This is a genomic window from Micromonospora salmantinae (assembly GCF_022230905.1).
Lineage (GTDB): Bacteria > Actinomycetota > Actinomycetes > Mycobacteriales > Micromonosporaceae > Micromonospora > Micromonospora salmantinae.
Genome location: NZ_JAKKFG010000045.1, coordinates 106,425 through 133,340, shown reverse-complemented (window position 1 = coordinate 133,340; position 26,916 = coordinate 106,425). Strand labels below are relative to the sequence as shown.

27 protein-coding genes, 1 tRNA gene and 2 pseudogenes are annotated in these 26,916 nt (G+C 71.4%); 8 read left to right on the top strand and 22 right to left on the bottom strand.

What is annotated here, in order from left to right:
- Nucleotides 1–5: 5 nt before the first annotated feature.
- A complete protein-coding gene (locus tag PSH03_RS29520) occupies nt 6–1,547 on the bottom strand; it encodes a recombinase family protein (RefSeq protein WP_238691032.1) in 1,542 nt (513 codons plus the stop codon).
- Nucleotides 1,548–1,596: 49 nt separating this feature from the next.
- Here PSH03_RS29520 and PSH03_RS29515 point away from each other — a divergent pair.
- The 3 genes and pseudogenes from PSH03_RS29515 to PSH03_RS29505 all read left to right on the top strand — a co-directional run.
- A pseudogene (locus tag PSH03_RS29515) lies at nt 1,597–1,713 on the top strand (peptide-methionine (S)-S-oxide reductase MsrA); the annotation flags it as partial.
- 366 nt (nt 1,714–2,079) lie between these two features.
- Nucleotides 2,080–3,009 carry a ribonuclease Z gene (locus tag PSH03_RS29510; protein ID WP_238691031.1) on the top strand — a complete coding sequence of 310 codons (930 nt, stop codon included), beginning with the start codon at nt 2,080–2,082 and terminating at the stop codon, nt 3,007–3,009.
- Entirely contained in the window at nt 3,006–3,515 is a 510-nt protein-coding gene (locus PSH03_RS29505) for a GNAT family N-acetyltransferase (protein WP_238691030.1), read from the top strand. Before PSH03_RS29510 ends, PSH03_RS29505 begins: the two co-directional genes overlap by 4 nt.
- A gap of 131 nt (nt 3,516–3,646) precedes the next feature.
- On the opposite strand, the gene PSH03_RS29500 is transcribed toward PSH03_RS29505, so the two are convergent.
- Both PSH03_RS29500 and PSH03_RS29495 read right to left on the bottom strand, forming a co-directional pair.
- The gene (locus PSH03_RS29500) at nt 3,647–5,017 is read right to left on the bottom strand and encodes a cystathionine beta-synthase (RefSeq protein ID WP_210787667.1); all 1,371 of its coding nucleotides are present in this window, start codon (nt 5,015–5,017) and stop codon (nt 3,647–3,649) included.
- Nucleotides 5,018–5,089: 72 nt separating this feature from the next.
- Nucleotides 5,090–5,446 (bottom strand): YkvA family protein, encoded by a 357-nt coding sequence (locus tag PSH03_RS29495; protein ID WP_112582466.1) that lies wholly within the window; start codon nt 5,444–5,446, stop codon nt 5,090–5,092.
- 150 nt (nt 5,447–5,596) lie between these two features.
- Here PSH03_RS29495 and PSH03_RS29490 point away from each other — a divergent pair.
- The 3 genes and pseudogenes from PSH03_RS29490 to PSH03_RS29480 form a co-directional block, all read left to right on the top strand.
- Nucleotides 5,597–6,660 (top strand): annotated as a pseudogene (locus PSH03_RS29490) (SGNH/GDSL hydrolase family protein); the annotation flags it as partial.
- Nucleotides 6,646–7,458: an SGNH/GDSL hydrolase family protein gene (locus PSH03_RS29485; RefSeq protein ID WP_238691028.1), complete on the top strand. Its 813-nt coding sequence runs from the start codon at nt 6,646–6,648 to the stop codon at nt 7,456–7,458. The pseudogene PSH03_RS29490 and the gene PSH03_RS29485, both read left to right, overlap by 15 nt.
- A 78-nt stretch (nt 7,459–7,536) precedes the next feature.
- Nucleotides 7,537–8,799, top strand: a complete 1,263-nt coding sequence (locus tag PSH03_RS29480) for an acetyl-CoA C-acetyltransferase (protein ID WP_238691027.1) — start codon at nt 7,537–7,539, stop codon at nt 8,797–8,799.
- Nucleotides 8,800–8,810: 11 nt separating this feature from the next.
- Here PSH03_RS29480 and PSH03_RS29475 read toward each other — a convergent pair whose 3' ends face one another.
- From PSH03_RS29475 to PSH03_RS29460, 4 genes are all read right to left on the bottom strand, one after another.
- Nucleotides 8,811–9,131: a hypothetical protein gene (locus PSH03_RS29475; RefSeq protein WP_238691026.1), complete on the bottom strand. Its 321-nt coding sequence runs from the start codon at nt 9,129–9,131 to the stop codon at nt 8,811–8,813.
- Nucleotides 9,132–9,177: 46 nt separating this feature from the next.
- Complete coding sequence (locus PSH03_RS29470; protein ID WP_210785639.1) at nt 9,178–9,936, bottom strand: Bax inhibitor-1/YccA family protein; 759 nt, start codon at nt 9,934–9,936, stop codon at nt 9,178–9,180.
- Between the two features lie 136 nt (nt 9,937–10,072).
- Nucleotides 10,073–10,888: a Bax inhibitor-1/YccA family protein gene (locus tag PSH03_RS29465; protein WP_238691025.1), complete on the bottom strand. Its 816-nt coding sequence runs from the start codon at nt 10,886–10,888 to the stop codon at nt 10,073–10,075.
- Nucleotides 10,889–10,994: 106 nt separating this feature from the next.
- A tRNA-Leu gene (locus PSH03_RS29460) sits at nt 10,995–11,075 on the bottom strand.
- 101 nt (nt 11,076–11,176) lie between these two features.
- On the opposite strand from PSH03_RS29460, the gene PSH03_RS29455 reads away from it, so the two are divergent.
- Entirely contained in the window at nt 11,177–13,036 is a 1,860-nt protein-coding gene (locus PSH03_RS29455) for a hypothetical protein (protein WP_238691024.1), read from the top strand.
- 110 nt (nt 13,037–13,146) lie between these two features.
- Here the strand turns inward: PSH03_RS29455 and PSH03_RS29450 are convergent, their stop codons facing one another.
- The 13 genes from PSH03_RS29450 to PSH03_RS29390 form a co-directional block, all read right to left on the bottom strand.
- Nucleotides 13,147–14,478 carry an NAD(P)/FAD-dependent oxidoreductase gene (locus tag PSH03_RS29450; protein ID WP_210785642.1) on the bottom strand — a complete coding sequence of 444 codons (1,332 nt, stop codon included), beginning with the start codon at nt 14,476–14,478 and terminating at the stop codon, nt 13,147–13,149.
- A 102-nt stretch (nt 14,479–14,580) separates the two neighbouring features.
- Nucleotides 14,581–15,141: a hypothetical protein gene (locus PSH03_RS29445; protein ID WP_238691023.1), complete on the bottom strand. Its 561-nt coding sequence runs from the start codon at nt 15,139–15,141 to the stop codon at nt 14,581–14,583.
- 52 nt (nt 15,142–15,193) lie between these two features.
- Nucleotides 15,194–16,636: a DUF58 domain-containing protein gene (locus tag PSH03_RS29440; protein WP_210785644.1), complete on the bottom strand. Its 1,443-nt coding sequence runs from the start codon at nt 16,634–16,636 to the stop codon at nt 15,194–15,196.
- Complete coding sequence (locus tag PSH03_RS29435) at nt 16,636–17,643, bottom strand: AAA family ATPase (RefSeq protein ID WP_091394243.1); 1,008 nt, start codon at nt 17,641–17,643, stop codon at nt 16,636–16,638. Before PSH03_RS29435 ends, PSH03_RS29440 begins: the two co-directional genes overlap by 1 nt.
- Nucleotides 17,643–18,227: a hypothetical protein gene (locus tag PSH03_RS29430; protein WP_238691022.1), complete on the bottom strand. Its 585-nt coding sequence runs from the start codon at nt 18,225–18,227 to the stop codon at nt 17,643–17,645. Before PSH03_RS29430 ends, PSH03_RS29435 begins: the two co-directional genes overlap by 1 nt.
- Nucleotides 18,224–19,009, bottom strand: coding sequence for a DUF4129 domain-containing protein (locus tag PSH03_RS29425; protein ID WP_372494913.1), 786 nt, complete (start codon nt 19,007–19,009; stop codon nt 18,224–18,226). Before PSH03_RS29425 ends, PSH03_RS29430 begins: the two co-directional genes overlap by 4 nt.
- Nucleotides 19,010–19,031: 22 nt before the next feature.
- A complete protein-coding gene (locus PSH03_RS29420; protein WP_308194403.1) occupies nt 19,032–19,745 on the bottom strand; it encodes a uracil-DNA glycosylase in 714 nt (237 codons plus the stop codon).
- 19 nt (nt 19,746–19,764) lie between these two features.
- Complete coding sequence (locus PSH03_RS29415; RefSeq protein WP_210785648.1) at nt 19,765–20,451, bottom strand: dienelactone hydrolase family protein; 687 nt, start codon at nt 20,449–20,451, stop codon at nt 19,765–19,767.
- Between the two features lie 199 nt (nt 20,452–20,650).
- A complete protein-coding gene (locus tag PSH03_RS29410) occupies nt 20,651–21,244 on the bottom strand; it encodes an LppU/SCO3897 family protein (RefSeq protein ID WP_238691021.1) in 594 nt (197 codons plus the stop codon).
- A gap of 130 nt (nt 21,245–21,374) precedes the next feature.
- Nucleotides 21,375–22,403, bottom strand: coding sequence for an HAAS signaling domain-containing protein (locus PSH03_RS29405; RefSeq protein WP_238691020.1), 1,029 nt, complete (start codon nt 22,401–22,403; stop codon nt 21,375–21,377).
- Nucleotides 22,400–22,732, bottom strand: a complete 333-nt coding sequence (locus PSH03_RS29400) for a PadR family transcriptional regulator (RefSeq protein WP_074316865.1) — start codon at nt 22,730–22,732, stop codon at nt 22,400–22,402. Before PSH03_RS29400 ends, PSH03_RS29405 begins: the two co-directional genes overlap by 4 nt.
- A 102-nt stretch (nt 22,733–22,834) precedes the next feature.
- Nucleotides 22,835–23,764 (bottom strand): Ppx/GppA phosphatase family protein, encoded by a 930-nt coding sequence (locus tag PSH03_RS29395; protein WP_238691320.1) that lies wholly within the window; start codon nt 23,762–23,764, stop codon nt 22,835–22,837.
- Between the two features lie 22 nt (nt 23,765–23,786).
- On the bottom strand, nt 23,787–24,827 hold the full coding sequence (locus tag PSH03_RS29390) for an ArsR/SmtB family transcription factor (protein WP_238691019.1): 1,041 nt from the start codon (nt 24,825–24,827) through the stop codon (nt 23,787–23,789).
- 97 nt (nt 24,828–24,924) lie between these two features.
- Between PSH03_RS29390 and PSH03_RS29385 the strand changes: the two genes are divergently transcribed.
- Nucleotides 24,925–25,815, top strand: a complete 891-nt coding sequence (locus tag PSH03_RS29385; protein WP_238691018.1) for a CE1 family esterase — start codon at nt 24,925–24,927, stop codon at nt 25,813–25,815.
- A 1-nt stretch (nt 25,816) separates the two neighbouring features.
- On the opposite strand, the gene PSH03_RS29380 is transcribed toward PSH03_RS29385, so the two are convergent.
- Together PSH03_RS29380 and PSH03_RS29375 are read right to left on the bottom strand one after the other, a co-directional pair.
- On the bottom strand, nt 25,817–26,353 hold the full coding sequence (locus tag PSH03_RS29380; protein WP_210785651.1) for an amino-acid N-acetyltransferase: 537 nt from the start codon (nt 26,351–26,353) through the stop codon (nt 25,817–25,819).
- Nucleotides 26,350–26,907 (bottom strand): DUF501 domain-containing protein, encoded by a 558-nt coding sequence (locus tag PSH03_RS29375; RefSeq protein ID WP_210785652.1) that lies wholly within the window; start codon nt 26,905–26,907, stop codon nt 26,350–26,352. Before PSH03_RS29375 ends, PSH03_RS29380 begins: the two co-directional genes overlap by 4 nt.
- Nucleotides 26,908–26,916: the final 9 nt, after the last annotated feature.

Below are 26,916 nucleotides of genomic sequence, written 5' to 3'. Positions count from 1 at the left end.
GTGAACTATTGGTTACGCCACACAATCTTGACGGACCCGTCCCAGGGTGCCCAACGGTGCCCCAGGGGGTTAACGATGATCGTTGATACCGCCCGGCCGATCACAGCGCGACGCCACCCAAGGTCTGTGTTCGCTTCCCACTCAGCCCGGATGTTGCTGGGGAGGGTTTCCCGCTGACGCTGTGCCGCTGTGTGCCTATCCCGGTCGGCCCGAAGCTCCCGGATGATCTTCTCAGCGTCCGGAAGCAACGTGTCAAAGAACGTCTCAGGTGCGATCGATCCCTGCCCGTTGTCGTAGGCGCTCAACAGTGCCGCCCGGTTCGCTAGCGCCTTTTCCCACTCGGCTTCGCGACCCCAAGCCTCGGGCTCCGCTTCCTTCGCGGCGTGCTGCTCCAACTTCGTTAGCACAGCCTCGACGACGTACAAGTCAAGGCGCTCCCCGTTCCGGGAGTTACCGCCACAACCACCCTGAGCTTTAGGGAAACAGGTGTACTGATGACCCTTGAGCCCGGTTGCGCTGCTATACGGATTCGCTTTGTGCTTAGTGAAACACTGGGCTTCATCGACGATTTTGCCGCACCGGAGGAACCCGGTAAGCAAATACTTCCGTGCCGAGTGATCAGCGGCCAACGGAATCCCAACGGTGCCGCCCCGCTGAACGTGTGCATTCCGTCGGCTGGTGAATCGGGCCTGAATAGAAATGAACACCTCGGGGTCACACAACGTTTCCCACTCACCAACCACGGGGTCACCGTCTTTGTCCCTGACGATTTCCCCATTTAGCTCCCTCCACCCACAGATCCGAGGGTTTTGAAGGAACTTCCGGAGGGTGTCAGTGGTCCACTGGTTCCCCTTCGTGGTCTTCATCCCGGCTTCCTGTAGCCGTGCAACCAGGGTGTAAAGAGTTGTACCAGCCTCAAACCCGAAGATTGCGCCCTTGGCGAATTGGCTCTCAATGGGGTCCAGGGTCTTCCGGTCCGGGAGCCACCCGAAGGGGCGGTTGCCGCCCACCGGGATCCCCTTTGAAGCCCTCACCCGGTGTGAGTTGCGAAGCCGCTTAGCGATTCGCTTAGGCTCTTGTTTCGCTCCGACCATGCCGGCAGCGCCTTCCCAAACGAACCCCTCAGAGTAGGGATCCTTCCGGGAGCCTTCCTGAATATAGGTCCGCCCGTCGTCGTAGGTGAGAGCGTCAGTGAAGCGTTCCCAATTGGTGAAGGTGCGTGCAATCCGGTCTTGGAACGTCACCACAACACCGTGAATGACGAAGCCGTGACAGGGGCATTTGCCAGTAGCGAGAGCCTTAATTAGCGCCTCAAAGCCTTCCCTGTATACGTCATCCTTCCCGGCGCTAACGGACTTGTCGTTGTCCGTGAGGGTGCAAACGATGCGCTCCCCGTGACTCTCCGCAGTCTCTAGGTTTTGCTGGTGCTGCCCCTCAACGCCGTGTTCGTCCTTGTCGGTGTCCGAGCTGATTCGGGCATAGCTGATCAGACCACACCCAACCAGACACCCTGGTCCGCACTCCCTTTGAACATCGTACCTTGGCACTAGACTACTCCCGACCTGGGCGGACAACCGTTCAGGGATAGTACCACCTTGGGCAGACTTCTACCACCAGCAGTACCTGGCGCCGACCAAGAACCCGAACGGGTACTGCAACCACGGCCCGAACGGCCTGAGCTGCCCGGTCGGCGTGGCCCGTGTCGGCGGCTGACCACCGCCACCCGCACACGTCTGATGCCCGGCCGCCCAGGAGGTGGCCGGGCATTCCCGTTCGGCCCTGTGATCGAAATCCGTTGCCGAGCCCGACGAGAACTCGATAACGTGGCCGTACACGTGAAAGGAGGTGGTCCAGACTTGTATAGCAATCGGACTCGTGAGGTGGCTGTCAGCTAGCCGCTGTCCTCGACAGTGAACGGCTCGCCGTAAGGCGGGCAGCAGCAACATCGTCGAGACCGTGTGGCAGCGGTGCGGCGAATCCACGACAGCCACCCGACCCCCGGGGTGCCGGCCAAGTCCAGCCGGCCCGCGCACATGCGCGGAGCGCCCCGGGGGTCGCTCCATATCCGCGGGAGTGGCGATGTCCATGCGCGAGCTGGTGGTGCTGGGGACGGCCAGCCAGGCGCCGACCCGTCAGCGCAACCACAACGGGTACGTGTTGCGCTGGGACGACGAGGTGATCCTCTTCGACCCGGGTGAGGGCAGCCAGCGTCAGCTCCTGCACACCACTGTCACCGCCACCGACCTGACCCGGATCTGCGTCACCCACTTCCACGGCGACCACTGCCTGGGCCTGCCCGGCACCATCCAGCGGCTCTCCCTGGACCGGGTGGCCCACCCGGTCGCCGTGCACTTTCCCGCCGGCGGCGCCGAATACTTCGCCCGGCTGCGGTACGCCACCTCCTTCTACGAGACCGCCGAGCTGCGGGTCGAGCCCATCGAGGCGGACGGGCAGCGGATCGCCCTGCGCTGCGGCACGCTGGAGGCACGCCGGCTCCGGCACCCCATCGAGACGTACGGCTACCGGCTGGTCGAGCCGGACGGGCACCGGATGCTGCCGGAGAAGCTGGCCGCGTACGGCATCGTCGGGCCGGCCGTCGGCGAGCTGATCCGAGTCGGGCACCTCGACCTCGACGGACGCCGCGTCAGCCGGGCCGAGGTGAGCGTTCCCCGGCCGGGGCAGCGGTTCGCGTTCGTGATGGACACCGGCCTCTGCGACGGGGTGTACGCCCTCGCCGAGCACGCCAACCTGCTGGTCATCGAGTCGACGTTCCTGGAGTCGGAGGCCGCGCTCGCCGCCGAGGTCGGCCACCTGACCGCGGCGCAGGCCGCCCGGGTGGCGACCGAGTCCGGGGTACGCCGACTCGTGCTCACCCACTTCTCCCAGCGCTACCCCGACCCGCGCCGGTTCCACGACGAGGCGCGCGCGCACTTCGACGGCGAACTGGTCATCGCCGAGGATCTGACCACGGTGCAGCTTCCGCCGCGCCGGGTAGCCTCGGCCGGGTGACCGTCACGCTCCGCCCCGCGACCGAAGGCGACCTGATGGCGGTGGGTGCCCTGCACCAGCGCTCCCGGGTCGCCGCGTACTCCGCCTTCCTGCCGGCCGTGGCGCTGGCCGACCCGACACCGGAGGCGATGGGGCGATACTGGGTCGAGCGGTGGATCTGGGAGCGGGACACCCACCGGATGACAGTGGCCGAGCGGGCCGGGGCGATGGTCGGGTTCAGCCACCTGGGCCCGGACGACGAGGACGACCCCGCCACCGGGCTGCTCAACGCGATCCACCTCGACCCTGCCGAGCAGGGCCGGGGCGTCGGCCGCACCCTGATGGTGGACGCCCTGGACGCCATGCGGGCGCAGGGTTGGCGGCGTGCCGTGCTCTGGGTGCTGCGGGACAACGCCCACGCCCGCTCGTTCTACGAGCGCGGCGGCTGGACCCCCACCGGCGACGAACGGGACGAGACAGTCGGGTCGTCCCCGGCCCGACAGCTCCGCTACACCCGCCCCCTCTGAGCGCCCCCACCCCCCGCCCCCGCGCCTCCCACCTCGCCGATCTTGCACTTTTTGTCGGGACATAACGCCGCAATAACGACGTTCAGGCGACAGCAAGTGCAAGATCGGCGGGGGCGGGGGCGGGGCGGGGACTAGTGGGCGCCTAGGTGGGACAGGAGGTCCTGGCGGGTTAGGACGCCCTTGGGCTTGCCGTCGACCAGCACCAGGGCGGCGTCGGACTTCTCCAGCATGCCCACCGCCTCGCTCACCGGCTGACCACCACCGATCATCGGCAGCGGGTCGCCCATGTGCCGCTCGATCGTGTCGTGCAGGTGGGCCTGGCCGGTGAACAGCGCGTCGAGCAGGTCCCGCTCGGCGATCGAGCCGGCAACCTCACCGGTCACCACTGGCGGCTCGGCCTTGAGCACCGGTAGCTGCGAGACGCCGTACTCGCGCATGTAGTCGATCGCGTCGCGGACGGTCTCGGTGGGGTGCACGTGCACCAGCTCGGGCAGCCCACCCGGCTTGCTGGCCAACGCGTCTGCCACCGTCGGCTCCGCGCCGGAGTTGTCGAGGAAGCCGTACCGGGCCATCCACGAGTCGTTGAAGATCTTGGAGAGGTAGCCCCGACCGCCGTCGGGCAGCAGCACCACCACCACGTCGTCCGGGCCGGCCCGGCGGGCGACCTCCAGGGCGGCGACCACCGCCATTCCGCAGGAACCGCCGACCAGCAGCCCCTCCTCGCGGGCCAGTCGCCGGGTCATCTCGAAGGACGCCTTGTCGGAGACCTCCACGATCTCGTCGGCGACACCCCTGTCGTACGTCTCCGGCCAGAAGTCCTCGCCGACGCCCTCCACCAGGTACGGGCGGCCGGTACCGCCGGAGTAGACCGAGCCCTCCGGGTCGGCCCCGACGATCCGCACCCGACCCTCCGACGCCTCCTTGAGGTACCGGCCGATGCCGGAGATGGTGCCGCCGGTGCCGACGCCGGTCACGAAGTGGGTGAGCTCGCCGTCGGTCTGCTTCCACAGCTCCGGGCCGGTCGTCTCGTAGTGCGAGCGCGGGTTGGCCGGGTTGCTGTACTGGTTGGGCTTCCAGGCACCGGGGATCTCCCGGGTCAGCCGGTCCGAGACGTTGTAGTACGAGCGCGGGTCCTCCGGCGCGACGGCGGTCGGGCAGACCACCACCTCGGCGCCGTACGCCCGGAGCACGTCCTGCTTGTCCTGGCTGACCTTGTCGGGGCAGACGAACACGCACTTGTAGCCCTTGAGCTGGGCCACCAGGGCCAGCCCGACGCCGGTGTTGCCGCTGGTCGGCTCGACGATGGTGCCGCCGGGCTTGAGCAGACCGGCGGCCTCGGCGTCCTCCACCATCCGCAGCGCGATCCGGTCCTTCACCGAGCCGCCCGGATTGACGTACTCCACCTTGGCGAGCACTGTGGCCTGGATGCCCTCGGTGACGTTACGCAGACGCACCAGCGGGGTGTTTCCGATCATGTCGACGACGTTGTCGTAGTACTGCACGGTGTGCCCTTCGTTGCGGCGCCGGCGGTGGGCGGCCGGGAAGACGTTTGCTCACCGCCAGCGTACGTGTCGTCAGGGCACCAACCCCCCGGGGATGACCGAGCTGCGGCGGGCCTCCCACTCCAGGAACCGGTCGGTCTCGGCGAGCACGCTGCCGGCCAACCAGGTGACCATGACCGCGTCGTCGGCCAGCCCGAAGATCGCCAGTGGGATCTCCGGGAGCAGGTCGATCGGCGAGACGATGTACGCCGTCGCCGCGGTCATCAGGGCCAGCCGGAGGCCGCCGTCGTACTCGCCCTTGGTGGTGGCTCGGATCATCCGGGGCAACGCGGCCAACCGCGTGCCGATCGACGGCCCGTTGCGCGCCCCGGCCGCCAGTGCCCGCGCCAGGGCCGTGAACGCCGCGCTGCGCTTCAGTGTCTTACCCATCGTCGCGCTCCTCTCCGCCGGATCAGCGTGGCGGGTCGGCGCAAGTCGGCCGGCCTCTGGAACCCAGGTACCCCGTCGCGTCGGTTTCCAGGCACCCGGGTGCCGTCACGACGACAGCGGTGTGTCGGGCCAGCGCGATAATGTCGCGGTATGGGGGTGGCACATTCCGTCGTACCCGGTGGTGAGCGCTGGCGGCAGGCCCGGCGGTTCGTCCGGCTGGCCGCCATCGGCACAGGCGCCACCGCGGCGGCCGCGGTGGCGACCGGCGGGGTGCTGGTCGGCCAGGCCCGCCAGGCTCGACGGACCATCCCGATGGCCGAGGCGCCGCCGCCCCGTTGCGATGGGATGTACGGCGCGAAATTCCCCGGTCCGGCGCTCACCATGGTCGTGCTCGGTGACTCGTCGGCGGCCGGCTACGGGGTGCACCGCCGTCGGGAGACACCCGGGGCGCTGCTCGCCACCGGCCTGTCCCGTCGACTGCACCGGCCGGTGCAGCTGCACCGCTTCGCGGTGGTCGGCGCCATCTCGGCGGCGCTGCGCCACCAGGTGGAGGCGGCGCTGGAGTGCCGACCCGACATCGCGGTGATCCTCATCGGCGGCAACGACATCACCAACCGCACCCCGCGCGGCCTGGCGGTGCGCTACCTGGTCGAGGCGGTGCACACCCTGCGCGACGCGGGGTGCGAGGTGGTCGTCGGCACCTGCCCCGACCTGGGCGCGATCCGCCCGATCCAGCCGCCTCTGCGCTGGCTGGCGCACCGCTGGAGCCGCCAGCTCGCGACCGCCCAGACGGTGGCCGTGGTCGAGGCGGGCGGGTGGACGGTCTCCCTCGGTGACCTGCTCGGCCCCCGGTTCGCGGCCGAGCCGACCCGGATGTTCGCCTGGGACCGGTTCCATCCCTCCGCCGAGGGGTACGCGATGGCCGCCGCCGCGCTCCTGCCGACGATGCTCTCCGCCCTCGGCGCGACCCCGGAACGACGGGCCACACCGACGCGCGGCGACGGCGTACGGTCGCTGCCGAAGGCCGCGCAGGAGGCGGCTCGACACGCCGGCACGGAGGTCAGCGGCGTCCAGGTCCGGGGCCGCGACCGAGGGCCGGCCGGCCGGTGGGCGCAGCTGCGCCGACGGGCGTTCTTCGGTGTCGGCGCGGTGCCGCAGCACGGGCCCGCCTCGGACACCTCGACAGTGGAGGGACTGGCATGAACGAGCGCAGCGCGCGGAGCGCGACCTCCGGGCTCGCCGGCCGACTGGGTCGGGCGGCGGCGATCTCGCTGTTCGCCGGCACCGTCGGGGGCGCCGCCGTCCTCGCAGGTGAGGCGTTCATCGCCCGGCACCGACGCTACGCCGAACCGGAGCTCGGCCTTGCCCTGCGCGCCACGATCGGCCGGGCGGGCGCTTCGCCGCTGCGACTGGTGTTGCTGGGCGACTCGTCGGCACTGGGCGTCGGTGTCGACCGTCTGGAGGACACCATCGGCGGGCAGTTGGCCAACCTGCTCGCCGAGGGCCCGACCGGCCGCCGGGTGCACCTGTCCAGCGTCGGCGTCTCCGGGTCCCGCTCGACGGACCTCGCCACCCAGGTGGCCCGGGCCCTGCTCGGTGAGCGGCCCGACGTGGCGTTGATCCTGATCGGCGCGAACGACGCCACCGGGCTGCGCCGGCCCTCCGACGCGGCGGCCTATCTCGGCGCCGCGGTGCACCGCCTGCGCGAGGCGCGTGTCGAGGTGGTGGTGGGCACCTGCCCCGACCTGGGGGCGGTGCGCGCCATCGCGCCTCCGCTGCGCCAGGTGGTCGGCTGGTCCGGGCGTCGGGTGGCCCGCGCGCAGACCACTGCCGTGCTGGAGGCGGGCGGCTCGGTGGTCGACCTGGCCACCGAGACCGGGCCGGTGTTCCGGGCCGACGCCGGGACGCTCTGCCAGGACGGCTTCCACCCCTCCGCCGACGGCTACCGGCTGTGGGCGCACGCGCTGCTGCCCGCCATCGTCGCCGCGGCGGCGGCCACGACCCGGCGCTAGATCGTCCCCGGCCAGGGTGACATTTCCCGCCGCACCGGCTTCTTCCGCGCCATGTTACCGGCGGGTTAACGTTGGTCCATGCCGATTGAGTCGTCCCGCGACGCCGTCATCGTCGCCACCGCCCGCTCCCCCATCGGCCGGGCGCACAAGGGGTCCCTGCGCGACGTCCGCTCCGACGACCTCGCCGCGACCATCGTCCAGGCCGCGCTGGACAAGGTCCCCGCGCTCGATCCGACCACTATCGACGACCTCTACCTCGGGTGCGGCCTGCCCGGCGGCGAGCAGGGCTTCAACATGGCCCGGGTGGTGTCCACCCTCCTCGGTCTGGACACTGTCCCCGGCGCCACGCTGACCCGCTACTGCGCCTCCTCGTTGCAGACCACCCGGATGGCGATGCACGCGATCCGGGCCGGCGAGGGCGACGTGTTCGTCTCCGCCGGGGTGGAGATGGTCTCCCGCTACGCCCGGGGCAGCTCCGACGGGCTGCCGCCCGAGGCGCAGGCCCTGGTCGGCGGCGGCTGGGAGAACCCCCGCTTCGGGCCGGCCGGTGAGCGCTCGAAGCGCCGCGCGCAGGGCGACGCCGAGGTGTGGACCGACCCGCGTGAGGCCGGCGAGCTGCCCGACATCTACCTGATCATGGGGCAGACCGCGGAGAACCTGGCCCAGGTGTACGACGTCACCCGCGCCGACATGGACGAGTTCGGCGTACGCAGTCAGAACCTCGCCGAGAAGGCCATCACCGACGGTTTCTGGGCCCGGGAGATCACCCCGGTCACCACGCCGGACGGCACCGTGGTGAGCACCGACGACGGGCCCCGGGCCGGCGTCACCCTCGACGCGGTCTCCGGCCTGAAGCCGGTGTTCCGCCCGGACGGTCGAATCACCGCCGGCAACTGCTGCCCGCTCAACGACGGCGCCGCCGCCGTGGTGGTGATGAGCGCCCAGCGGGCCGAGGAACTGGGGCTCACCCCGCTGGCCCGGATCGTCTCGACCGGTGTGACCGCCCTGTCGCCGGAGATCATGGGTCTCGGGCCGGTCGAGGCGTCCCGGCAGGCGCTGCGCCGAGCCGGCATGACCATCGACGACGTCGACCTCGTCGAGATCAACGAGGCGTTCGCCGCGCAGGTCATCCCCTCCTACCGCGAGCTGGGCATCCCGGAGGAGAAGCTGAACGTGATGGGCGGCGCCATCGCGGTCGGCCACCCGTTCGGCATGACCGGCGCCCGGATCACCGGCACCCTGCTCAACGCGCTGGAGTGGCACGACAAGACCATCGGTCTGGAGACCATGTGCGTGGGTGGTGGCCAGGGCATGGCCATGGTGCTGGAACGGCTCAGCTGAGCTGAGCGGCCTCAGAGCGCGCTGCGGGTCGCCGTCACCTCGGCGGCGGCCCGGGCCAGTGCCTCGGCCCCCGGGTCGGCGGCCAGCAGGTCCGCCGTGACCACCCGCAACTGATCGGGTAGGGCCAGGTCGTTGTCGAGCCGGGGCACCACCCGGCGGGGCTCCCCCTCGGCGTCGGCCGCCAGGTTGGCGACCTCCTGCGCCAGGCGGTGCACCAGGTCGGCGCGGGACACGTTGCCGGCCGTCGCGACCGCCGCCCACCTGGGCTGCTGCCAGTGCGCGATCTGACGGACCAGCAACTGCACGGCCTTGTCCAACTCCGCTGCGCTCATCGCCGCCGAGTCTACGACCGACACCGACCGCGCCGGGTCGGGCCGGTCAGCGGCGCAGGTAACTGAGCAGCCGCAGCAACTGCCAGTAGAGGAAGACCAACCCGGTGAGCAGGCCGAACGCGCTCAGCCACGCGTACCGACGGGCTCGACCGTCCCGCACCGAGCGTTCGACGAGATCGAAGTCGAGGATGAAGCTGAACGCACCGGCGATGATGGCCACCACCGAGAAGGCGTACGGCAGCCAGCCGACCTCACCGCTGACGCTGTAGACCGCCAGGCCCGGCCGCCCGCTGATCAGGTACGACACCAGGTTGACCACGCTTAGCACGGCGATGCCGAGCAGGGTGCCGATCACCAGGCGGGCGAGGCGGGGCGTCGCCCGGATCACCCGGGCCCGGTAGAGCGCGGCCATGCCGAGGAAGACGCCGAAGGTGCCGGCCACCGCCTGCACCACGATGCCCGGATAGACCTGCTCGAAGGTGCGGCTCGCCACTCCCAGCAGCAGCCCCTGGAGGATGGCGTAGCCGACGATCGGCACCGGGTTGGTGATCGCTCGCAACGAGATGACCAGGACCAGCGCGATCGAGGCGAGCGCGCTGCCCGCCAGCGCGGCGCCCAGCCACACCGCGTCGGGGATCACCGCCCAGGACACCGCCGCGGCCGCGCCGGTCACCAGCAGCAACCCGACGGTACGGACCACCACGTCGTCGACGGTCATCGGCTCGACGTCACGGGCGCCGAGCACCCGGGCCTCCACCCGGCCGGTTTCGTCCAGCCGGTTGAGCACCGGGTTGTTGCTGCGCACCGCCGCCTCCTTCGCCCGCGTACCCCCCGAAATCACTCTGCCCCGGGCGGACCGGCGGCGGCGGGCAAACGGCGCGGACGACGGCGCCCGCCTCCACCGGAGTGGGGACGGGCGCCGGTCGGCAGTGCGGACGAGGTCAGTCGTCGCCCTGGAAGTAGCTCAGCAGGCGCAGGATCTCGATGTAGAGCCAGACCAGGCTGACCAGGATGCCGAACGCGGCCACCCAGGAGTAGCGCTGCGGCAGGCCCATCCGGACGCCGTCCTCGATCTCCTTGAAGCTGAGCACGAAGCTCAGCGAGGCCACCGCGATGCAGACCAGGCTGAACCCGATGGCGAGCGGGCTGCCGTCGCGCAGGCCGGTGTTGACGCCGAACAGCGCCAGCACCAGGTTGATCATCATGACGGCGAAGAGGCCGACCATCACCGCGATCATGCCCTTGACGAAGGCCGGGGTGGCCCGGATGACCTTCGCCCGGTAGAGCATCGCCATCAGGAAGAAGATGCCGAAGCTGGCTGCGGCGGCCTGGAGCACGATGCCGTCGAAGCGCGTCTCGAACGCCTTGCTGACCATGCCGACGAAGACACCCTCGACGACCGCGTACGCGATCACGAGCGCCGGGTTGGCCATCCGGGAGAACGAAATGATCAAGCCGAGGACCAGGCCGACCACCGCCGCGCCGATCCACGCGGTACCGACCAGCGCGTCGGGCACGAGCACCCAGGCGGCCGCGGCGGTGATGCCGAGGATGCCGAGCAGAGTGACGGTCTTGACGACGACGTCGTCGATCGTCATGGGCGCCACGGTCGGCGGCGCGGCCGGGTAATCGGCCTGGGACGGGTACTGCTGGGGAATGCCGGGCTGTCCGTACGGCCCGGCCGGGGCGTACCCGGCGGACCGCTCCCGCTCGGCCGCTTGGCCGAGCCGGGCGAGCACCGGGTTCGAGGTCTTCACTGTCTGGCCTCCCTCAGGGGGTCGTGTGCACGTGAACGTGCCCTCCAAGAGTAAACGGCAGAGCCAAGTCCTGGAGATCACGAATGAGAATGGGTGAGCCGACCGGTGCCCGGGGCGGGGGTCGAACCCGCACGCCTTTCGGCAGCCGCTTTTAAGGCGGCCGTGTCTGCCTTTCCACCACCCGGGCGAGTGGCACCGGCGCGCCGACACGCCTGGTGCAGTGTCACCGTAGCCGGTCTGCGGCGACCCGGCGTACCCCGCCGGCCCGGCCACATTAGGGTCGATGCCGTGAGCAGCGCAGCCCCCACGGCCCCCGACGCCGCCCCTGAACAGGCATTCCGCCTCGCCGATCAGGTCAACCGCCGACCCCGGGCCACCGGGCTGCTGGCCGCCGTCCGCCGCCACCAGGCGGACCTGCTGGCCGCGTTGATCTTCGCGGTGCTGGCCGGCTGGCTCACCCACGGGCTGTGGCCCGACCCGGGCGGCCGCATCCTGGCGCTCAACCCGGAGGACCAGGCCCTCTACGAGTGGTTCCTGGCGGTGGACGCCCGCGCGTTGCTCGGCGACTTCGACCTGCTCAGCAACCGGCTCAACGCTCCCGACGGCGTGAACCTGATGACCAACACCACGGTGATCGCCCTCGGCGTCCTCTTCGCGCCGGTCACCCTGCTGCTGGGCGCACCGGTCACCTTCGCGCTGCTCGCCGCCGGCAACCTCGCCGGCACCGCACTCGCCTGGTACCTGCTGTTCCACCGCACGTTGCGCGTCCGCCGGGTGGCCGCCGCACTCGGCGGCGGGCTGTGCGGATTCGGACCCGGCATGGTGTCGCAGACCAACAGCCACCTGCACATGACCGCCCAGTGGCTGGTGCCGGTGATCGTCTGGCTGGTGGTCCGGCTGCTGCGGGCGGCCGACCCGGGGCCCGGTACCCCCGACGAGACCGGCCGTAGCCGAGCCTCCGGACCGGACCGTCGTCGGCTGTTCACCTCCGCTGCGGGGCTGGCCGGCGCGATCAGCGCGCAGGTCTTCATCGGCGAGGAGGTGCTCTTCCTCGCCGCGATCACGCTGCTGGTGATGGCGATCAGCTACGCCGTGGCGGACCGGGACCTGGCCCGTCGGGCGCTCCCCGGGTTCGCCGGCGGGTTGGCGATCGCCGCCGGGCTCGCCTTGCTGGTGCTCGGCTATCCGCTGTGGTTCCAGTTCGCCGGGCCGCAGGGAGTCGCCGACGGGATGTTCACCCCTGCCTACTTCTCCGCCGACCTGAGCAGTTGGTGGACGCTCTCCCCGCTGTCGGTGGCCGGCAGCGACGAATCCGCCCGGCTGACCACCGGCCCCGCCGAGTACAACACGTTCCTCGGCTGGCCACTGCTGCTGGTCACCGCGGTCTGCGCGATCTGGGCCGGGCGACGCCGGCTGGTCTTCGCCTGCGTCGTGGCGGGCCTGGTGATGGGGACGCTCTCGCTCGGCCCGGAGGTGGTGCTCGGCGGCACCAGGACGGCGGTGCCCGGTCCGTACGCCCTGATCGGAGGGCTGCCGGTGGTGGACGGGGCGTTGCCGATGCGGTTCGCGCTGGCGTTGCTGCCGATCGTCGCGACGCTGCTGGTGCTCGCGGTCGACCGGGCCCTGCGCAGCTCCGGTCGGGCGCGGCGGCTGGTGCCCCTGGCCGTCGGCGTGGCGCTGCTGCCGATCTTCCCGGCCCCCCTGCCGACCGCCGGACGACCCGCCGTGCCGGAATTCATCACCGGCGGCCACTGGCGGCAGTGCGTACCGCCGGGCGGGGTGCTGGTCCCGGTGCCGCTGCCCACCCCGAAGGAACCCTGGCCGATGCGCTGGGCGACCGCCGCCGACGCCGGCTTCGGGCTGCCGGAAGGCTTCTTCATCGGCCCGTACGGGAGGGGCGGCACCGCGGCGATGGGCACGTTCAAGCAGCCCACGTCCGCGCTACTGGCGGATGTCGCCCGCCGCGGCGACCAACCGGCCATCGGCGACGAGCAGCGCCGCCAGGCCGTCCGCGACGCCGACTTCTGGGGCGCCTCCTGCGTGGCGCTCACCGACGACGCCCCTCACGCGGAAAGCCTGCGCGCCACCCTGGAGCAGCTCTACGGCCCACCCACCCGCATCGCCGACGCCTGGACGTGGCGGGTCTAGACCACCAAGAACCCCGTCGATCTTGCACTTTCTGCCCTGACAAGATACACCAAAAGGCGCATTACGGCATCCGGAAGTGCAAGATCGACGGGGTCGGCGTCGCTCTCTGATCAGACGCGGGGCGCGCCGATCGGCTGGGATGCCTCGACGAACTCCTCGCGCGGGTCGTGCAGCTGACCCAGGGCGACCACCTCACGCTTGAGGAAGAACGCCAACGACCAGTCCACCACCACGCGGACCTTCCGGTTGAACGACGGGATCCGGCTCATGTGGTACGTCCGGTGCATCACCCACGCCGGCCAACCGGTCATCTTGATCCCGTACACCTGGGCCACACCCTTGTGCAGGCCGAGGCTCGCCACACTGCCGACGTGCTTGTGCTTGTAGTTCACCGGCTCGCGACCCCGGATCACGGCCGTGATGTTGTCGGCCATCCGGGCGGCCTGGCGCACCGCGTGCTGAGCGCTCGGCGAACAGAAGTTGCCCGGCTCCTTGGTCAGGTCCGGCACGGCGGCGCAGTCCCCGGCGCTCCAGGCGCCCTCGAGCACCTGGTCACCGTCGACCACCTGGAGGGTGGGCAGGCAGGTGATCCGACGACGGTCGTCGCGCGGGAAGTCGGTCGAATCCAGCATCGGCGACGGCTTCACGCCGGCCGTCCAGACGATCGTGTCGGAGCGGAAGCTGTCACCGTCGGAGAGCTTGACCACCCCGTCGACGCAGGACTCGAGCCGGGTGTCCAGTCGGATGTCCATGTTGCGCTTCATCAGCTGCTGCACCGTGTAGGCGCCCATGTCCCGATCGACCTCGGGCAGCACCCGCTGGGTGGCCTCGACCAGCACCCAGCGGACCTCGTCCTGCTTGAGCTCCGGGTAGTAGCGCAGGGCGTCGCGAGCCATGTCCTCCATCTCGGCGAGCGCCTCGATGCCGGCGTACCCACCGCCGACGAAGGTGAAGGTCAGCGCCGAACGGCGGACGTCCGGATCCGGCGTGGCGGCCGCCACGTCGAGCCGATCCAGCACGTGGTTGCGCAGGTAGATCGCCTCACCGATGGTCTTGAACCCGATGCCCTGCTCGTGCAGACCCGGGATCGGCAGGGTGCGGGAGACCGAACCCGGAGCCACGATCACGTGGTCGTAGGTGATCTCGCGGGCCGGGCCGCTGATCGGCTGCACGGTGGCCACCTTGCGGTCGTGCTCGATCCGCGTGACCGTGCCGGCCACCATCTTGCACCGGCGCAACTCCCGCCGCAGCGGCACCACGGAGTGCCGCGGGGAGATGTTGCCCGCCGCCGCCTCCGGCAGGAACGGCTGATAGGTCATGTGGGGTTGGGGGTCAACCACCATGACCTCAGCCTCACGGGAGCTGAGCTTCTTCGACAGGCGCAGGGCCGCGTACAGACCGACGTGCCCGGCACCAACCACAAGGATCCGCTTCGGATTCACGTTGTCTATCTTTCCCCGGCCGGCTCAGGTAATCCCGCTCGCGCCCCCCATCTGTGACGGAGCACAACCCATGTGACCTGCGTAACCCCCAGGTCGCAGTGGTCACCGACGCCGCAGCAGCCAGCCCAGCAACACTGCCATCCCCACCGCCACCAGCAGCCCCAGCACTGTCACCCACTGGTATCCGGCGCCCCCACCCGTCCCCGTCGCCCGCAGCAACAGCACACCGAGCACGGCGGAACCCAACAGCACGGCGGCCGACCGCACCAACCACCGGGTGATCAACTCGGGGTCCACCATCGCGTCATAGGGCAACAGCGCGGCCAGCGCGCAGAGGGTGTGCCCCAGGTAGAGCAGCGCCGCGACGGCGAGCAGCCGCCAGAGGGCGACCGGACGGCCGTACCCGTCGGTGGCGAGCAGCCAGCCGCCGACAGTGACCAACGCCGTGAAGGTCGTCCAGACCTTGCGCGGCCCGAACGCGGGCAACATGGCGGCCACCGCAAGGAAGAAGATCGGCCGGCCGGAAAGCACCTCCGCGGGAAACGCCAGGGCGAACCCGGCAAACACGATGACGAAGATCCCGGCCCGGACCAGCAGCGGGGCCACGCTGACGCGAGCGACGGCGTACTGCGCCGCCCGAACCCGCTCCACCAGAACGTTCACCGCACTCGCCTTCCGTTCGCGACTGCGGGGCTCGCAAGCGCACTCCTCGCGCTCACCGGCCACCCACCCTTGGTGCCGTCGCCAAGCGGGCCACGTCCCGCAACACCTGGTCCAGGCTGCCGGCGCCGGCCCAGCGCACCACCGGTACGCCGTGCTCCCGGAGTTGCCCGATCATGATCTCCCGATCCAGGCGCCACAGCCGGTACGCCACCTCGGCCCACCCCCGGTCCTTCGGCGATGTCAGGTCGGTCGGCAACGTGTCGACCGCCACCACGAACCGCCCACCGCGGGCCAACCGGGCGAGCATCTGCGCCGACCGTTCGTCCAGCAGTGGGGTGAGCACCACCACCAACGCGTCCGAGGAGAGCAACTGCGGGCCGAAGACCTGGTCGTACGGTTCGTGTGCGGACGCGTGGACCCGGACGTCGAGCAGCCACTCCAGGACAGTCAGGTACTGCCGCCGTCCGGCGGCCGGCCGGAGCCGGCGGGCGGCCGGTCCGTACTCCAGCAGCGAGACCCGGTCACCGCGGTGCAGGTAGTGCTCGGCGATCGCGGCGGTGGCCCGGACGGTGGTGTCGAGCACCGAGGCGGCGCCGTCCACCCCACCGGAGCGGCCCGCCTCGGCGAGCACGTCGAGCAGCACCACCACCTCCGCGTCCCGGTCGGAGAGGGTGGCGGCCACATGCAGTTGCCGGGCCCGCAACGAGACCCGCCAGTCGATCCGGCGCAGCCGGTCCCCGGGGGCGAAGACGCGTACGCCGGCAAGCTCGCCGCCCTCTCCGGGTCGGCGAGAGTGGTGCGCCCCGACCAGGCCGGCGGCGCGGGGCATCGCCTCGACCGCCTCGAACGGCTCGGTACGGGGGTACACCCGCACCCGTACCGGCTCGGTGATCACCGCCCGGGAGACCAGCAGACCCCCGGCCGTGGCGACCCGGGCACCGGCGGGGCCGACCGGGTGCCGGCCCCAGCGCACTGCCTTGCCGGCCAGCTCCAAATCCACCGCGGCGCCGATCGGCACCGACGTCACGAACGGCCGGTCCGCGACGGAACGGCGCCCGCCGCTGCCCGGCGCCGTCGCACCGGTTTCCGGGGTGGCGCTCGGCTCCCCGTCGTCGACGGCCTCGGCACGGGCGAAGCCGGCCCGGACGATCCGCAGCCACGGCGACACGCGGGTACGCATCACGACCAGGTCGTAGTCGATCGTGTCCGGGTTGCCGACGCTCACCGCCGCCGCCACGTCACCGCCCTCGACCAGCGGCCCACCGTCACCCTGGGTGATCCACACCTGTGGCAGCGCCGTGGGGCGTCGACGCAGCGCGTACGCGGTGCCCAACGCGAACGGGGCGGCGAGCACGATGAGGTCCACCCGGCCCAGCAGCACCCCGGCCACCAGCAGCAGGCCGGCGAGCAGCACCGCGCGGCCGAGCGCCGGGGTGGGCGCCCAGCCGGCAGCCGGTTCCGCTTCGGTGGCCGTCGGCACTGTCGGTCCGGTCATCAGTGCCGGGGCCCGCCGGCGGCGTAGCTCGGCAGCGCGCCACTGGCCGGGGCGGGAGTCGCCTCCAGCACCTCGCCCACCACGAACGCCGGGTCGACCCGGCGCAACCACATCTCCGGGCGCAGGGTGATCCGGTGGGCCAGGGCGGGCGCCGCCACCGACTTGACGTCCTCCGGCACCACGTAGTCCCGTCCGCCGAACACCGCGCGGACCCGGGCCAGCAGCAGCAGCGCCAGCGAACCGCGAGGTGAGGCGCCGACCAGCACCGACGGGTGCTCCCGGGTGGCCGCGGTGAGCGACACGATGTAGCGGCCGATGGAGTCCTCCACCACCACGTCCTCCAGGGCGGCCTGCATGGCCCGCAGCGTCGCCGCGTCGACCACCGCCTTGATGTCCGCCTCCTCCCGGCGGCGGCTCATCCGACGGCGCAGCACCTCCCACTCCTCTTCGTGCTGCGGGTAACCGAACGAGACCCGCAGCAGGAACCGGTCCAGCTGCGCCTCCGGCAGCGGGTAGGTGCCCTCGTACTCGATGGGGTTGGCGGTGGCCAGCACGTGGAACGGCTCGTCGAGCTTGTAGGTCACACCCTCGACCGACACCTGCTTCTCCTGCATGGCCTCCAGCAGCGCGGACTGGGTCTTCGGCGGCGTCCGGTTGATCTCGTCGGCGAGGAGCAGGTTGGTGAAGACCGGGCCGGCCCGGAAGGTGAAGTCACCGTTGCGCTGGTCGTACAGGAAGGAGCCGGTGACGTCGGCGGGGAGCAGGTCGGGAGTGAACTGCAACCGACGGAAGTCCAACCCGAGGGCCTGGGCGAACGAGCGGGCGGTGAGTGTCTTACCGAGCCCTGGCAGGTCCTCCAGGAGCACGTGCCCGCCCGCGAGGATGCCGGCGAGGACCAGCTCCAACGCGTCCCGTTTGCCGACCACGACGGTGCCGACCGCGTCCAGGACCGCCCGAGCCAGGTGCCCGACCTCGGCGGGGGCAATGCTCCGGTCCACGTCGTTCATCAAATACTCTCCAGTTCGGCGACGATCACCGCGAGGTCGCGTGGCGACGGGGTGCGGCGAGGCGGGGTCTCCAGGAACGTCCACAGGCGGTCACCCAGCAGGACGCGAGCGCGGGCGGGATCCGACTCACGGGTGACGCCGTGTTTCAGCCGCATCCGTTCGTCGGCCAGTTCACCGATCCGGGGCAGGACCACCTCGGTGAAACGTTCGGTTCGGTTCGAGGACCAGTCCAGGGGCCGTTCCCACTGGTTGATCGCGCCACGCAGCGCGTCCCGGGCGCCCCAGTTGTAGCTGCCGTCCTCTTCGCCCGCGCCGGCCTGGCGAGCCGGCGGCTGCGCGGGTGGCGGCGCCAGCAGGGCGGTGACCCGGCGGACCGCCAGCACGGCGAGCACCCCGGCGATCAGTACGGGCAGCGAGACCTGGAGGCCCACCGCGCGGAGGCCGACCAGCAGGACCGCTACCAACGCGGCGGCCCACGCGAGCGAGCGCAGCACCGGACGCCATCGGGACGGGCGCGCCTGCGGACCGGCCGGCGCGGCCTCCTCCTCGAACGCGAGCAGATCGTCGATGCTGGTGCTGCTCATGAGGTCACCGCCGCGGTGAGCTCTCCGCGCAGCCGGCCGAGCGCGGCGCGGGCCTGGTCCCGGGTGCGTTCGCCGACCGGGTGGGTGGCGTACCGGGCCTCCCGGTAGACGTGCGCGAACTCGGCCAGCACGTCGGTGCTGGCGATGGCCGGCACGCCCGTGGCCGGGTCTCCCTGCAACAGTCGGCTGACCAGGTCGGTGGGGGTGTCTCCGGCGAGCCTCGGCACGCCGGCCGCTGCGGCGGTCTCCTCCAGGCGCACCCAGCAGGCGATCACCGCCACCCGGGGGTCGGTGTCCCGGTCGTCGAGTTCCACCAGGCCGGCGTCGAGGGCGGCGACCACCTCGCGGGCGGTGCCCTCGGCGGTACGGCGGGCCCGTTGCGCTGGTAGTGCCCGGGTGGTACGGCGCAGCGCGCCCCGGATGAGGACCCAGCTGAGGTAGCCGAGCGCGGCGAGGATGGCCAGCCCGAGCAGGACCACCGCCACGGTGCCGACCCACTGCGGGATGTGCGCCTGGGTGGCCTCGCCGGCGTCGCGGGGCTCGATCGGGATGGACGGCGACGGCTCGAAGGTGGGGTACTCGGGAACCCAGGGAACGTTGTCCGCGGCCGGCGGGATGCGACTGGCCCCGATCGACGAGTGAGCGGACGCCAGCGCGGCACCGGCGAGCAGGGCGGCGACCGCGCAGACTGGCCACCACCGGCGGAGCAGGCCGAGAACCGGCCGCAGCACACCCGGCTCGGCGGACGGTACCGGTGTGGGCGGGCGTGTTCCGTCTGTCATCGCCACCACCCCACGCGTCGTCTCAGTCCACTCCGGCCAGCTGTTTAGCCTGGCCGAAGACGTCGTCCAACATCCCTGGTGTCAACCGCCCGGTGAAGGTGTTCTGCTGACTGACGTGGTAGCAGCCGAGCAAGTCCGGAGCGTTCGTGCCGGACCAGTGTGCCCCATGACCGAACGCCGGTCGCGGGCTGGGCGGACGCTGCCCGTACACCGCACGGAGCACCGGCCACCACGCGGCCCAGGCGAACGCGCCCAGCGCGACCACGACCCGCAGCGTGGGCCGGATCAGCGTGACCTCGCGGTGCAGCCAGGGTGCGCAGGTGTCCCGTTCCACTGGGGTCGGCTTGTTGTCCGGAGGCGCACACCGGACGGCCGAGAAGATCCGCAGGTCGTGCACTGTGAGCCCGTCGTCGGCGGCGACGCTGGTGGGCTGGTTGGCCAGCCCGGCCCGGTGCAGCGCCGCGAACAGCACGTCACCCGACCGGTCACCGGTGAATATCCGGCCGGTGCGGTTGCCACCGTGCGCGGCGGGCGCCAGCCCGAGGATGGCGATCCGGGCGTCACCGGTGCCGAGGCCCGGCACCGGCCGACCCCAGTACTCCTGGTCGCGGAAGGCGGTCCGGCGGGTGCGGGCGACATCCTCCCGCCACTGGACCAGCCGCGGGCAGGCGAAACAGTCGCTCACCGCCGCGTCGAGGTCGGCCAGGTCGGTCGCCTGCGCTGCGCGGGCGACCACCTGTGCGGGGGTACGCGTCTCAGCCAAGCTTGGCCCGGAAGAGTTCCAGGGTGCGGGCCCAGGCGCTGGCGGCGGCGCGCTGGTCGAACGCCTCCGGCCGATCGTCGTTGAAGAAGGCGTGCGAGGTGCCCGGGTAGTCGTAGAGGTGGCAGTCGCCGCCGGCCTCCTCGATGGCCCGCCGGGCGGTCTGTACGCCGTCGTCGGCCGAGGTGCCGTCCTCTTCGGAGCAGTGGATGACCGCTGCCTTGCCGGCGTAGTCGGCCCAGTCGGGGCGCATCGACTCCCAGGGCAGCACGGGATAGAAGCCGGCGGTCGCGACGATCCGCTCGGAGATGGTGGCCGACCAGAGGGCCAGGCTGCCACCGGCGCAGAAGCCCACGGCACCGACCTTACCGGTGACCTCGGGCCGCCCGGCGAGATAGTCGGCCGCTCCGGCGATGTCCTTCGCCGCCTCGTCCATCCGCATCGCCAGCAGGAGCCGCTGCGCCTCGTCCGGCTCGCTGGTCGTCTCACCGTGGTAGAAGTCCGGGGCGAGGGCGACGAAACCGGCCTCGGCGAACCGGTCCGCCACCGACCGGATGTGCGGGACCAGGCCCCACCATTCCTGAATGACGATGACGGCGGGGCTGGCCGTGCCGCTGGCGGGTATCGCGAGATACCCCTCGCTCGTGCCCCCGTTGCTGCGGTAGCTCACCATTTCGCCCATGGGCCGTCCTCCTAGCGGTCAGTCATCGTTGGCTGGTCGCCCAGTGGTCCTACGTGCCGGTAGCCTGCCACGCCGCGCGGCCGTCGGGAAGACGCCGGAACAGTGGCATTCACCTCCTGTTCGCCCCCCGGTGACTCCGGGTACGCCGACGGCGGCGGGGTCTGCTCCCGCCGCCGTCTTTGCCGAGCTACCGCTGTGGTCAGACCTTCTTGGTCAGGCAGAGCACGTAGCCCGTCTTGCCCGGCTCGATGCTGGAGAAGATGTACCCCTCCTCGCCTTCCTTGAAGAACTGGGTGCAGGTCGTGTCGGCCTTGGCCTGCGCCTCGCTCTGGCCGTCCACCCGACCGACCACGCTGTACGCCGCGTCGGTGGAGGTGCACTCGACGACCTTGGCGCCGTCGACCTCCTCCTGCTCGGTGCCGGTGACCTCGGGCAGCTCGGCGATGCAGTCACCGGTCTTGGCGGCTGCGGTCTCGTCCTTGTTGAAGTAGTTGCCGATCGCCGAGGCGACGCCGAACTTCAGGCCGGCGATGACGACGACGACGAGGATCGCACCGACGATGCCGATGGCCTTCTTCGCACCGGACTTCTCCGCCTTCGGTTCGGCCGCCGGCTGCGTCTCGGTGGCCGACTGCTGCTCGGTGGCCGGCTGCGGCTCGGTGGCCGGCTGCGGCTCGGTGGCCGGCTGCGGCTGCTGCGCGGCAGGCTGCGGCGCGGCCGCTTGCGGCGTCTCGACGGCCGGCTCAGGGGTTGCGGCGTCGGGCGCGGGGGGCGGTGCGACCTGCTCTGGCACGGGGGTTCCTTCCGAGGGGTTGATGAGCAGACGACACCGTAACGATCATTGATTTCCGGTGCCGTCCCGCTCGCCTCGTCCGTTCAGCTATTTCCCAGCTTCATCAGCATGATCCAGTTCACACGACGGTTCAGCCCGTCGGGGTGGGGGTTGGGGTGTCGCTCGGCGTCATGGTCGGGTCCGCCGAGGGCTCGCCGGGCGTTTCACTCGGCGTCGGTGTGCCGGTCGGCCCCGACGTCGGTGCGGCGGTCGACTCCGGCGTCGGCGTGCTGATCGCGGCCGGCGCCGACGGCGGGGACACGCCCGGGCCCCGGGGCCCGAAGGGCGCCCGGCCCACGCAGTACGGGTAGGGCCGCAGCAGCGGGTTGCCGTACTCGTCGACGGGGCCTTCACAGTCCGGGTAGCCGAGCCGGATCGGATTGCCGTTCTGGTCGAAGAGTCGGGCGTTCTCCACCAGCCGGCCCTCGCTGTCGTAGACAAAGACGTCCCGGACCTGGTCGTACGGGCCGTTGACCGACGTCGGATCGATGCCGTAGTCGCCGTACCGCATCCGGTCCTCCGCCTGGATCAGCGCGGCGAACGCGAAGACCACCAGCACCACGCTGCCGACCTGCACCGCCGAACGCGGCCAGCGGGTCAACCGCCCGGAGCTGCGGCCGATCCAGATGGAGGCGAGCACGAGGCCGACGAGCATGATCATGCCGGCGAGCAACTCGCCGCCGAACCTCGGCAGCAGCCCGAAGCTGCCGCCGGTGCTGATCACCGTGATCAGCATCGCCGCCAGGTAGCCGCGGAGCACCCACCAGCCGGGGCGCAGCAGTTGGAGGAAGTCGCTTGCCGTCTCGTACCCCAGGGGTGGGCCGAGACGGGTGTCCATGGTGCGCAGCCGGCCGCGGACCCGGGCCACCGCGCTCGCCACCCGCTGGTCGAGGTTGCGCCCGCTGCCCGGCGCGGCCCCGGCCGCGGCGCGCAGCTCGGCGGCGTACGTCTCGGGCTCGCCCAACCGCTCGACCAGGGTGCCCTCGGCCTCGGCGGCGACTTCGGTGAGGTGGTCGGCGAGATCCTCGGTCAACTCGTCGCGTTGCCCGGACGGCAGGTCGGCCAGAGCGGCCCGGACCCGCGCCACATAGTCGGTGATCTCCTGCTCCGCGACGGTCATGCCGCCATCCCCCGATCGTCGAGCAGACTGTCCATTGTGGTGGCGAACGAGCGCCAGAGCTTGCCGGAGCGGGTCAGCTGGTCACGCCCCGCGGCGTTGAGTGAGTAGTACTTGCGGTGCGGCCCGGATTCGCTCGGCACGACGTAGGTGGTGAGCAGGCCGGCGGCGAAGAGGCGGCGCAGCGTCCCGTAGACCGAGGCGTCACCGACCTCCTCCAGGCCGGCCTCGCGCAGCCGGCGCAGGATGTCGTAACCGTAACCGTCCTCCTCCCGGAGCACGGCCAGGACGGCCAGATCAAGCACGCCCTTCAACAACTGTGTGGTGTCCACGCATTGCACACTAGTGCGTAATGCGAAGTAGCGTCAACGAATCGGCCGCAACACGCCGAGCCGCGCACGGCGTGCGGGTGGTGATCGACGGCGCGCGGTGGCTTACTGGATGCTCCAGGCGATGCCGTCGAGGATGTCGTGCTCCGAGGCGACCACCGACGGCATTCCGGCCCGCTCCATGATCACGCGAAGCACCAGCGCGCCGGCGCCGATCACGTCGGCGCGGCCCGGATGCATCACCGGGTTCGCCAACCGCTGCGCACGGGTCTGACCCAGCAGCTCCGCTGTCACCCGGGCGACCTCCTCGTACGACACCCGGGCGTGATGGATGCGCTCCGGGTCGTACTCCCGCAGGCCCCGCGCGAGCGCGACCACTGTGGTGACCGACCCGGCGAGGCCGACCAGGGTGGCCGCCTCGCGACCGGGCACCACGGCGAGCGCCCGGTCCACCACCGCAGCGATGTCGGCCTGCGCAGCCGCGACCTGCTCGGGCGTCGGCGGGTCACCGGGCAGGTGCCGCTCGGTCATCCGGACGCAGCCGATGTCCACCGAGATCGCCGACCGCACCCCGGCGGCCCGGTCACCGACCACGAACTCGGTGGAACCACCACCGATGTCGACGACCAGGAACGGCTCCTTCGCGTCGGCAGGCAGCCCGCGCACCGCGCCGGTGAACGACAGCCGGGCCTCCTCGTCGCCGCTGACCACCTCGGGCGCGACACCGAGGGTGGCCCGCACCATCTCGGTGAAGTCGGCGGCGTTGGCGGCATCGCGGGAGGCCGAGGTGGCACACATCCGCACCCGCTGCGCGCCCAGCTTCTCGATGTCGGCGGCGTACGACGCCAACGCCACCCTGGTCCGCTCGATCGCCTCCGGCGCCAGTCGGCCGGTGCGGTCCACGCCCTGCCCCAACCGGACGATCTCCATCCGCCGGGTCAGGTCGACCAGCGGCGCCTGCGGCCCGGCCGAGGCGTCGGGCAGGTCGGCGACCAGCAGTCGGATCGAGTTGGTCCCGCAGTCGATGGCCGCCACACGCGTCGTCACGGCAGCAACCTTACGGCAGGACGGGCGGCCACCCGGCGGCTTGGTTGGCCGTGGGCCACGACTCGCCCAGGTCGCCCGACGGGCCCCGCAACAACGCCACCCCGAGCGAGGTCAGGTGGTGTCGCACGGCCCCGCCCTCCCGCTCGCTGGTCACCAGACCGGCGGTCCGCAGCGCGCGGGCATGTTCCGAGGCCGAGGAGAGACTGATCCCGACCGCCCGGGACAACACGGTGGTGGTCAACCCCCCGTCGGTCGCCAGTCGGCGCAGCACCAGCGCCCGGGTGACGCCGAGCAGCCGACCGAGGGCACCGTCGTCGGCGGGAGCCCCGCGCACGGGCGTGACCACCGGGTAGACGAGCAGGATCGGGTAACCCTGCTCGACAAGCACCCGGGGCCGCGGCCCGGCCAACGGGGAGGGCAGCAGAATGATCCCGTGGCCGGTGCCGGGAAGGTCGCCGTCCCACCACGTCCGTACCTCCAGCACCGGCTCCCGCCACCGGATGCCCGGGTGCAGACCGGCGAAGAGGCTGGCCAGGCCGTGCTGCGCCAGCCGCTGGCTGGCAGACGCCACCTGCTGACGGTACGCGGACACCAGCTCGACCCAGTGCGGTTCGAGCACCGCGTCGAACCAGGTCCGCACGGCCCCGCCGAACAGGTCGAGCACCTCCGGGTCGGCCGCCGCGAACCGCCGCCGCAGCGGGCTGGCCGACGTGTCCGAGTACGCCAGGGTGACCTCGGAGCGGACCCGCCGCGCCGGGGTGGCCCGGATCGCCTCAAGCCCGGCCTCCACCGACTCCAGGCCGTCGAAGGGAGTGACGAAGTCCGGCAGACGTCCCCGGTCGGGCAGCAGATGCCGCAGGACCGCGGTGGCAGCCTGGGCGGCAGCCGTGCCCTCGGCCGCCGCCACCCGCTCGGCCAGGGTCGGCGCCATCGCCGCGACAGTGGGATCGCGCAGCCACTGACCGGCCAGCAGCGCGATCCCGACCGGATGCAGCCGATCGGCGAACCGCACCCGGCACAGGTCGGCCGACCCGAGCTGGAGGCGAAGCATGGCAACAGCCTGCCTGCCTTCGCCCAGGACCGAAAGGGTTGCTCCGCGGCTGGATGATCTCCAGTGTGGACCGCGGGGTCGACGAGGGGTGGCCGGCGTGCGGCGAACGGTGGCGGTGTTGACGGGGCTCTGCCTCATGGTCGTTGCGGCAGCTTGTGGTGAGCGGGGGCAACCCTCGTCGGCCCCACCAGCCTCACCGTCCGCGTCGAGCGAACGACCGGCGGCAGGTGACCACCAGCTCACCCTGCACCACAACGGACTCGACCGCACCTACCTGCTGCACGCGCCACCGGGGTACGACCCGGGCAAACCCTCCGCGCTGGTCATCGCGCTGCACTTCTATCCCGGCCTCGGGTCCTCGATGCGGGAGTTGGCGGGCCTGGACGCCAAGGCCGACAAGGACAACGTGCTGGTCGCCTACCCCAACGGGCAGGGGGGCGGCTTCAACGCGCTGATCTGCTGCGGCAGCGAGGACGACGTCGGCTTCCTCAACGCGCTCACCGACCATCTGGTGCAGACCTGGCACGCGGACCCGAACCGGGTGTTCCTCACCGGCATCTCGAACGGCGGCGACATGAGCTTCCGGGCGGCGGTGGAGAGCACTGGCACGTTCGCCGCGATCGGGGTGGTCAGCGGTGGTTACAGCGGAAACTTGACCACCGCCGACAGTTACGTGCCGAAGAGCCCGGTCTCCGTGATCACCTTCATCGGCGGCCAGGACCGCTACGCCTCGACCTTCCAGGCCGGCATGCGGACCTGGCAGCAGCGGCTCAGCTGCCGGCCGAGCCCGAAGGCGTCCGGGGTGCCGGGTGTGACGCACACGGTGGCGGGTTGCGCGGACGGCAGCGAGGTCAGCGTCTACACGATCGCCGACATGGGCCACAGTTGGCCGGGAGCGACAGCGGGCCAACTCGCCGCATCCGACGCGGGGCTGTCCGCCACCGACCTGATGTGGGAGTTCTTCGCCGCCCACCCCCGCACTGCCTGACCTACAGGCGCAGCAGCATCCGGGTGTTGCCCAGCGTGTTCGGCTTGACCCGCTCCAGGTCCAGGAACTCCGCGACACCCTCGTCGTAGGAGCGCAGCAGCTGCTCGTAGACCGGCTGTGGCACCGGAGCGCCGTCGATCTCGCGGAAACCGAACGAGCCGAAGAACCGGGTCTCGAAGGTGAGCACGAAGATCCGCGCCACGCCCAACTCCCGGGCCGCGTCGATCAGCTCACCGACCAGCCGGTGACCGATGCGCCGGCCCCGGCAGGACGGGTCCACCGCCACCGTGCGGATCTCGGCCAGGTCCTCCCACATGACGTGCAGCGCGCCGCAGCCCACCACGACGTCGTCCTCGGCCCGGACCGCGACCCGGAACTCCTGCACGTCCTCGAAGAGGGTGACCGTCGCCTTGCTCAGCAGCCGCCGGTCGTCGGTGTAGGTGTCGACGAGCCGTCGGATGCCCCGCACGTCCCCGGTGCGGGCCCGCCGTACGAGGATCTGACTCTCGGGTGCCTCGGACCCGGCCTGCCTGCTCATTCGGCCGCCGGCACGTCCACGCACGGCCCCGCCGACCACCAGGGCTCGACCAGGCCCAACGTCTCGTCGCCGAACGGGTTCACCCCGGGGCCGGCGCCCAGCGCGTGGCCCAGGTGCACGTGCAGGCACTTCACCCGGCCCGGCATCCCACCCGCCGAGATGCCGGCGATCTCCGGCACCTCGCCGATCGCCTCCCGGCGGGCGAGGTAGTCCTCGTGCGCGGCACGGTAGTGGGCGGCCAACTCCGGGTCCGTCGTCAGCCGGTCCGCCATCTCCTTCATCAGCCCCGCCGACTCCAGTCGGCTGCACGCAGCGGTGGCCCGGGGGCAGGTCAGGTAGTAGAGCGTCGGGAACGGGGTGCCGTCGGCGAGGCGGGGGGTCGTCTCCACCACGTCGGGAAGGCCGCACGGGCACCGGTGGGCCACCGCCCGGGTGCCCCGGGGCGCCCGGCCGAGCTGCGCGGCCACCGCGGCCAGGTCGGCCTCGGCGGCCGGCTCGCGCTGCGGCAGGGGAACGGAATCCGCCGCCGGCTCCGACGGTGGTACGACAGTCACGGTGCCCAT

What these genes read in the sequence shown, in the direction of transcription:
- PSH03_RS29510 (WP_238691031.1), top strand. Translation starts at nt 2,080, where the DNA reads ATGTCCATGCGCGAGCTGGTGGTGCTGGGGACGGCCAGCCAGGCGCCG.
- PSH03_RS29495 (WP_112582466.1), bottom strand. Translation starts at nt 5,446, where the DNA reads ATGGGTAAGACACTGAAGCGCAGCGCGGCGTTCACGGCCCTGGCGCGG.
- PSH03_RS29485 (WP_238691028.1), top strand. Translation starts at nt 6,646, where the DNA reads ATGAACGAGCGCAGCGCGCGGAGCGCGACCTCCGGGCTCGCCGGCCGA.
- PSH03_RS29480 (WP_238691027.1), top strand. Translation starts at nt 7,537, where the DNA reads ATGCCGATTGAGTCGTCCCGCGACGCCGTCATCGTCGCCACCGCCCGC.
- PSH03_RS29475 (WP_238691026.1), bottom strand. Translation starts at nt 9,131, where the DNA reads ATGAGCGCAGCGGAGTTGGACAAGGCCGTGCAGTTGCTGGTCCGTCAG.
- PSH03_RS29440 (WP_210785644.1), bottom strand. Translation starts at nt 16,636, where the DNA reads ATGACCGGACCGACAGTGCCGACGGCCACCGAAGCGGAACCGGCTGCC.
- PSH03_RS29435 (WP_091394243.1), bottom strand. Translation starts at nt 17,643, where the DNA reads ATGAACGACGTGGACCGGAGCATTGCCCCCGCCGAGGTCGGGCACCTG.
- PSH03_RS29430 (WP_238691022.1), bottom strand. Translation starts at nt 18,227, where the DNA reads ATGAGCAGCACCAGCATCGACGATCTGCTCGCGTTCGAGGAGGAGGCC.
- PSH03_RS29425 (WP_372494913.1), bottom strand. Translation starts at nt 19,009, where the DNA reads ATGACAGACGGAACACGCCCGCCCACACCGGTACCGTCCGCCGAGCCG.
- PSH03_RS29415 (WP_210785648.1), bottom strand. Translation starts at nt 20,451, where the DNA reads ATGGGCGAAATGGTGAGCTACCGCAGCAACGGGGGCACGAGCGAGGGG.
- PSH03_RS29405 (WP_238691020.1), bottom strand. Translation starts at nt 22,403, where the DNA reads ATGACCGTCGCGGAGCAGGAGATCACCGACTATGTGGCGCGGGTCCGG.
- PSH03_RS29390 (WP_238691019.1), bottom strand. Translation starts at nt 24,827, where the DNA reads ATGCTTCGCCTCCAGCTCGGGTCGGCCGACCTGTGCCGGGTGCGGTTC.
- PSH03_RS29380 (WP_210785651.1), bottom strand. Translation starts at nt 26,353, where the DNA reads ATGAGCAGGCAGGCCGGGTCCGAGGCACCCGAGAGTCAGATCCTCGTA.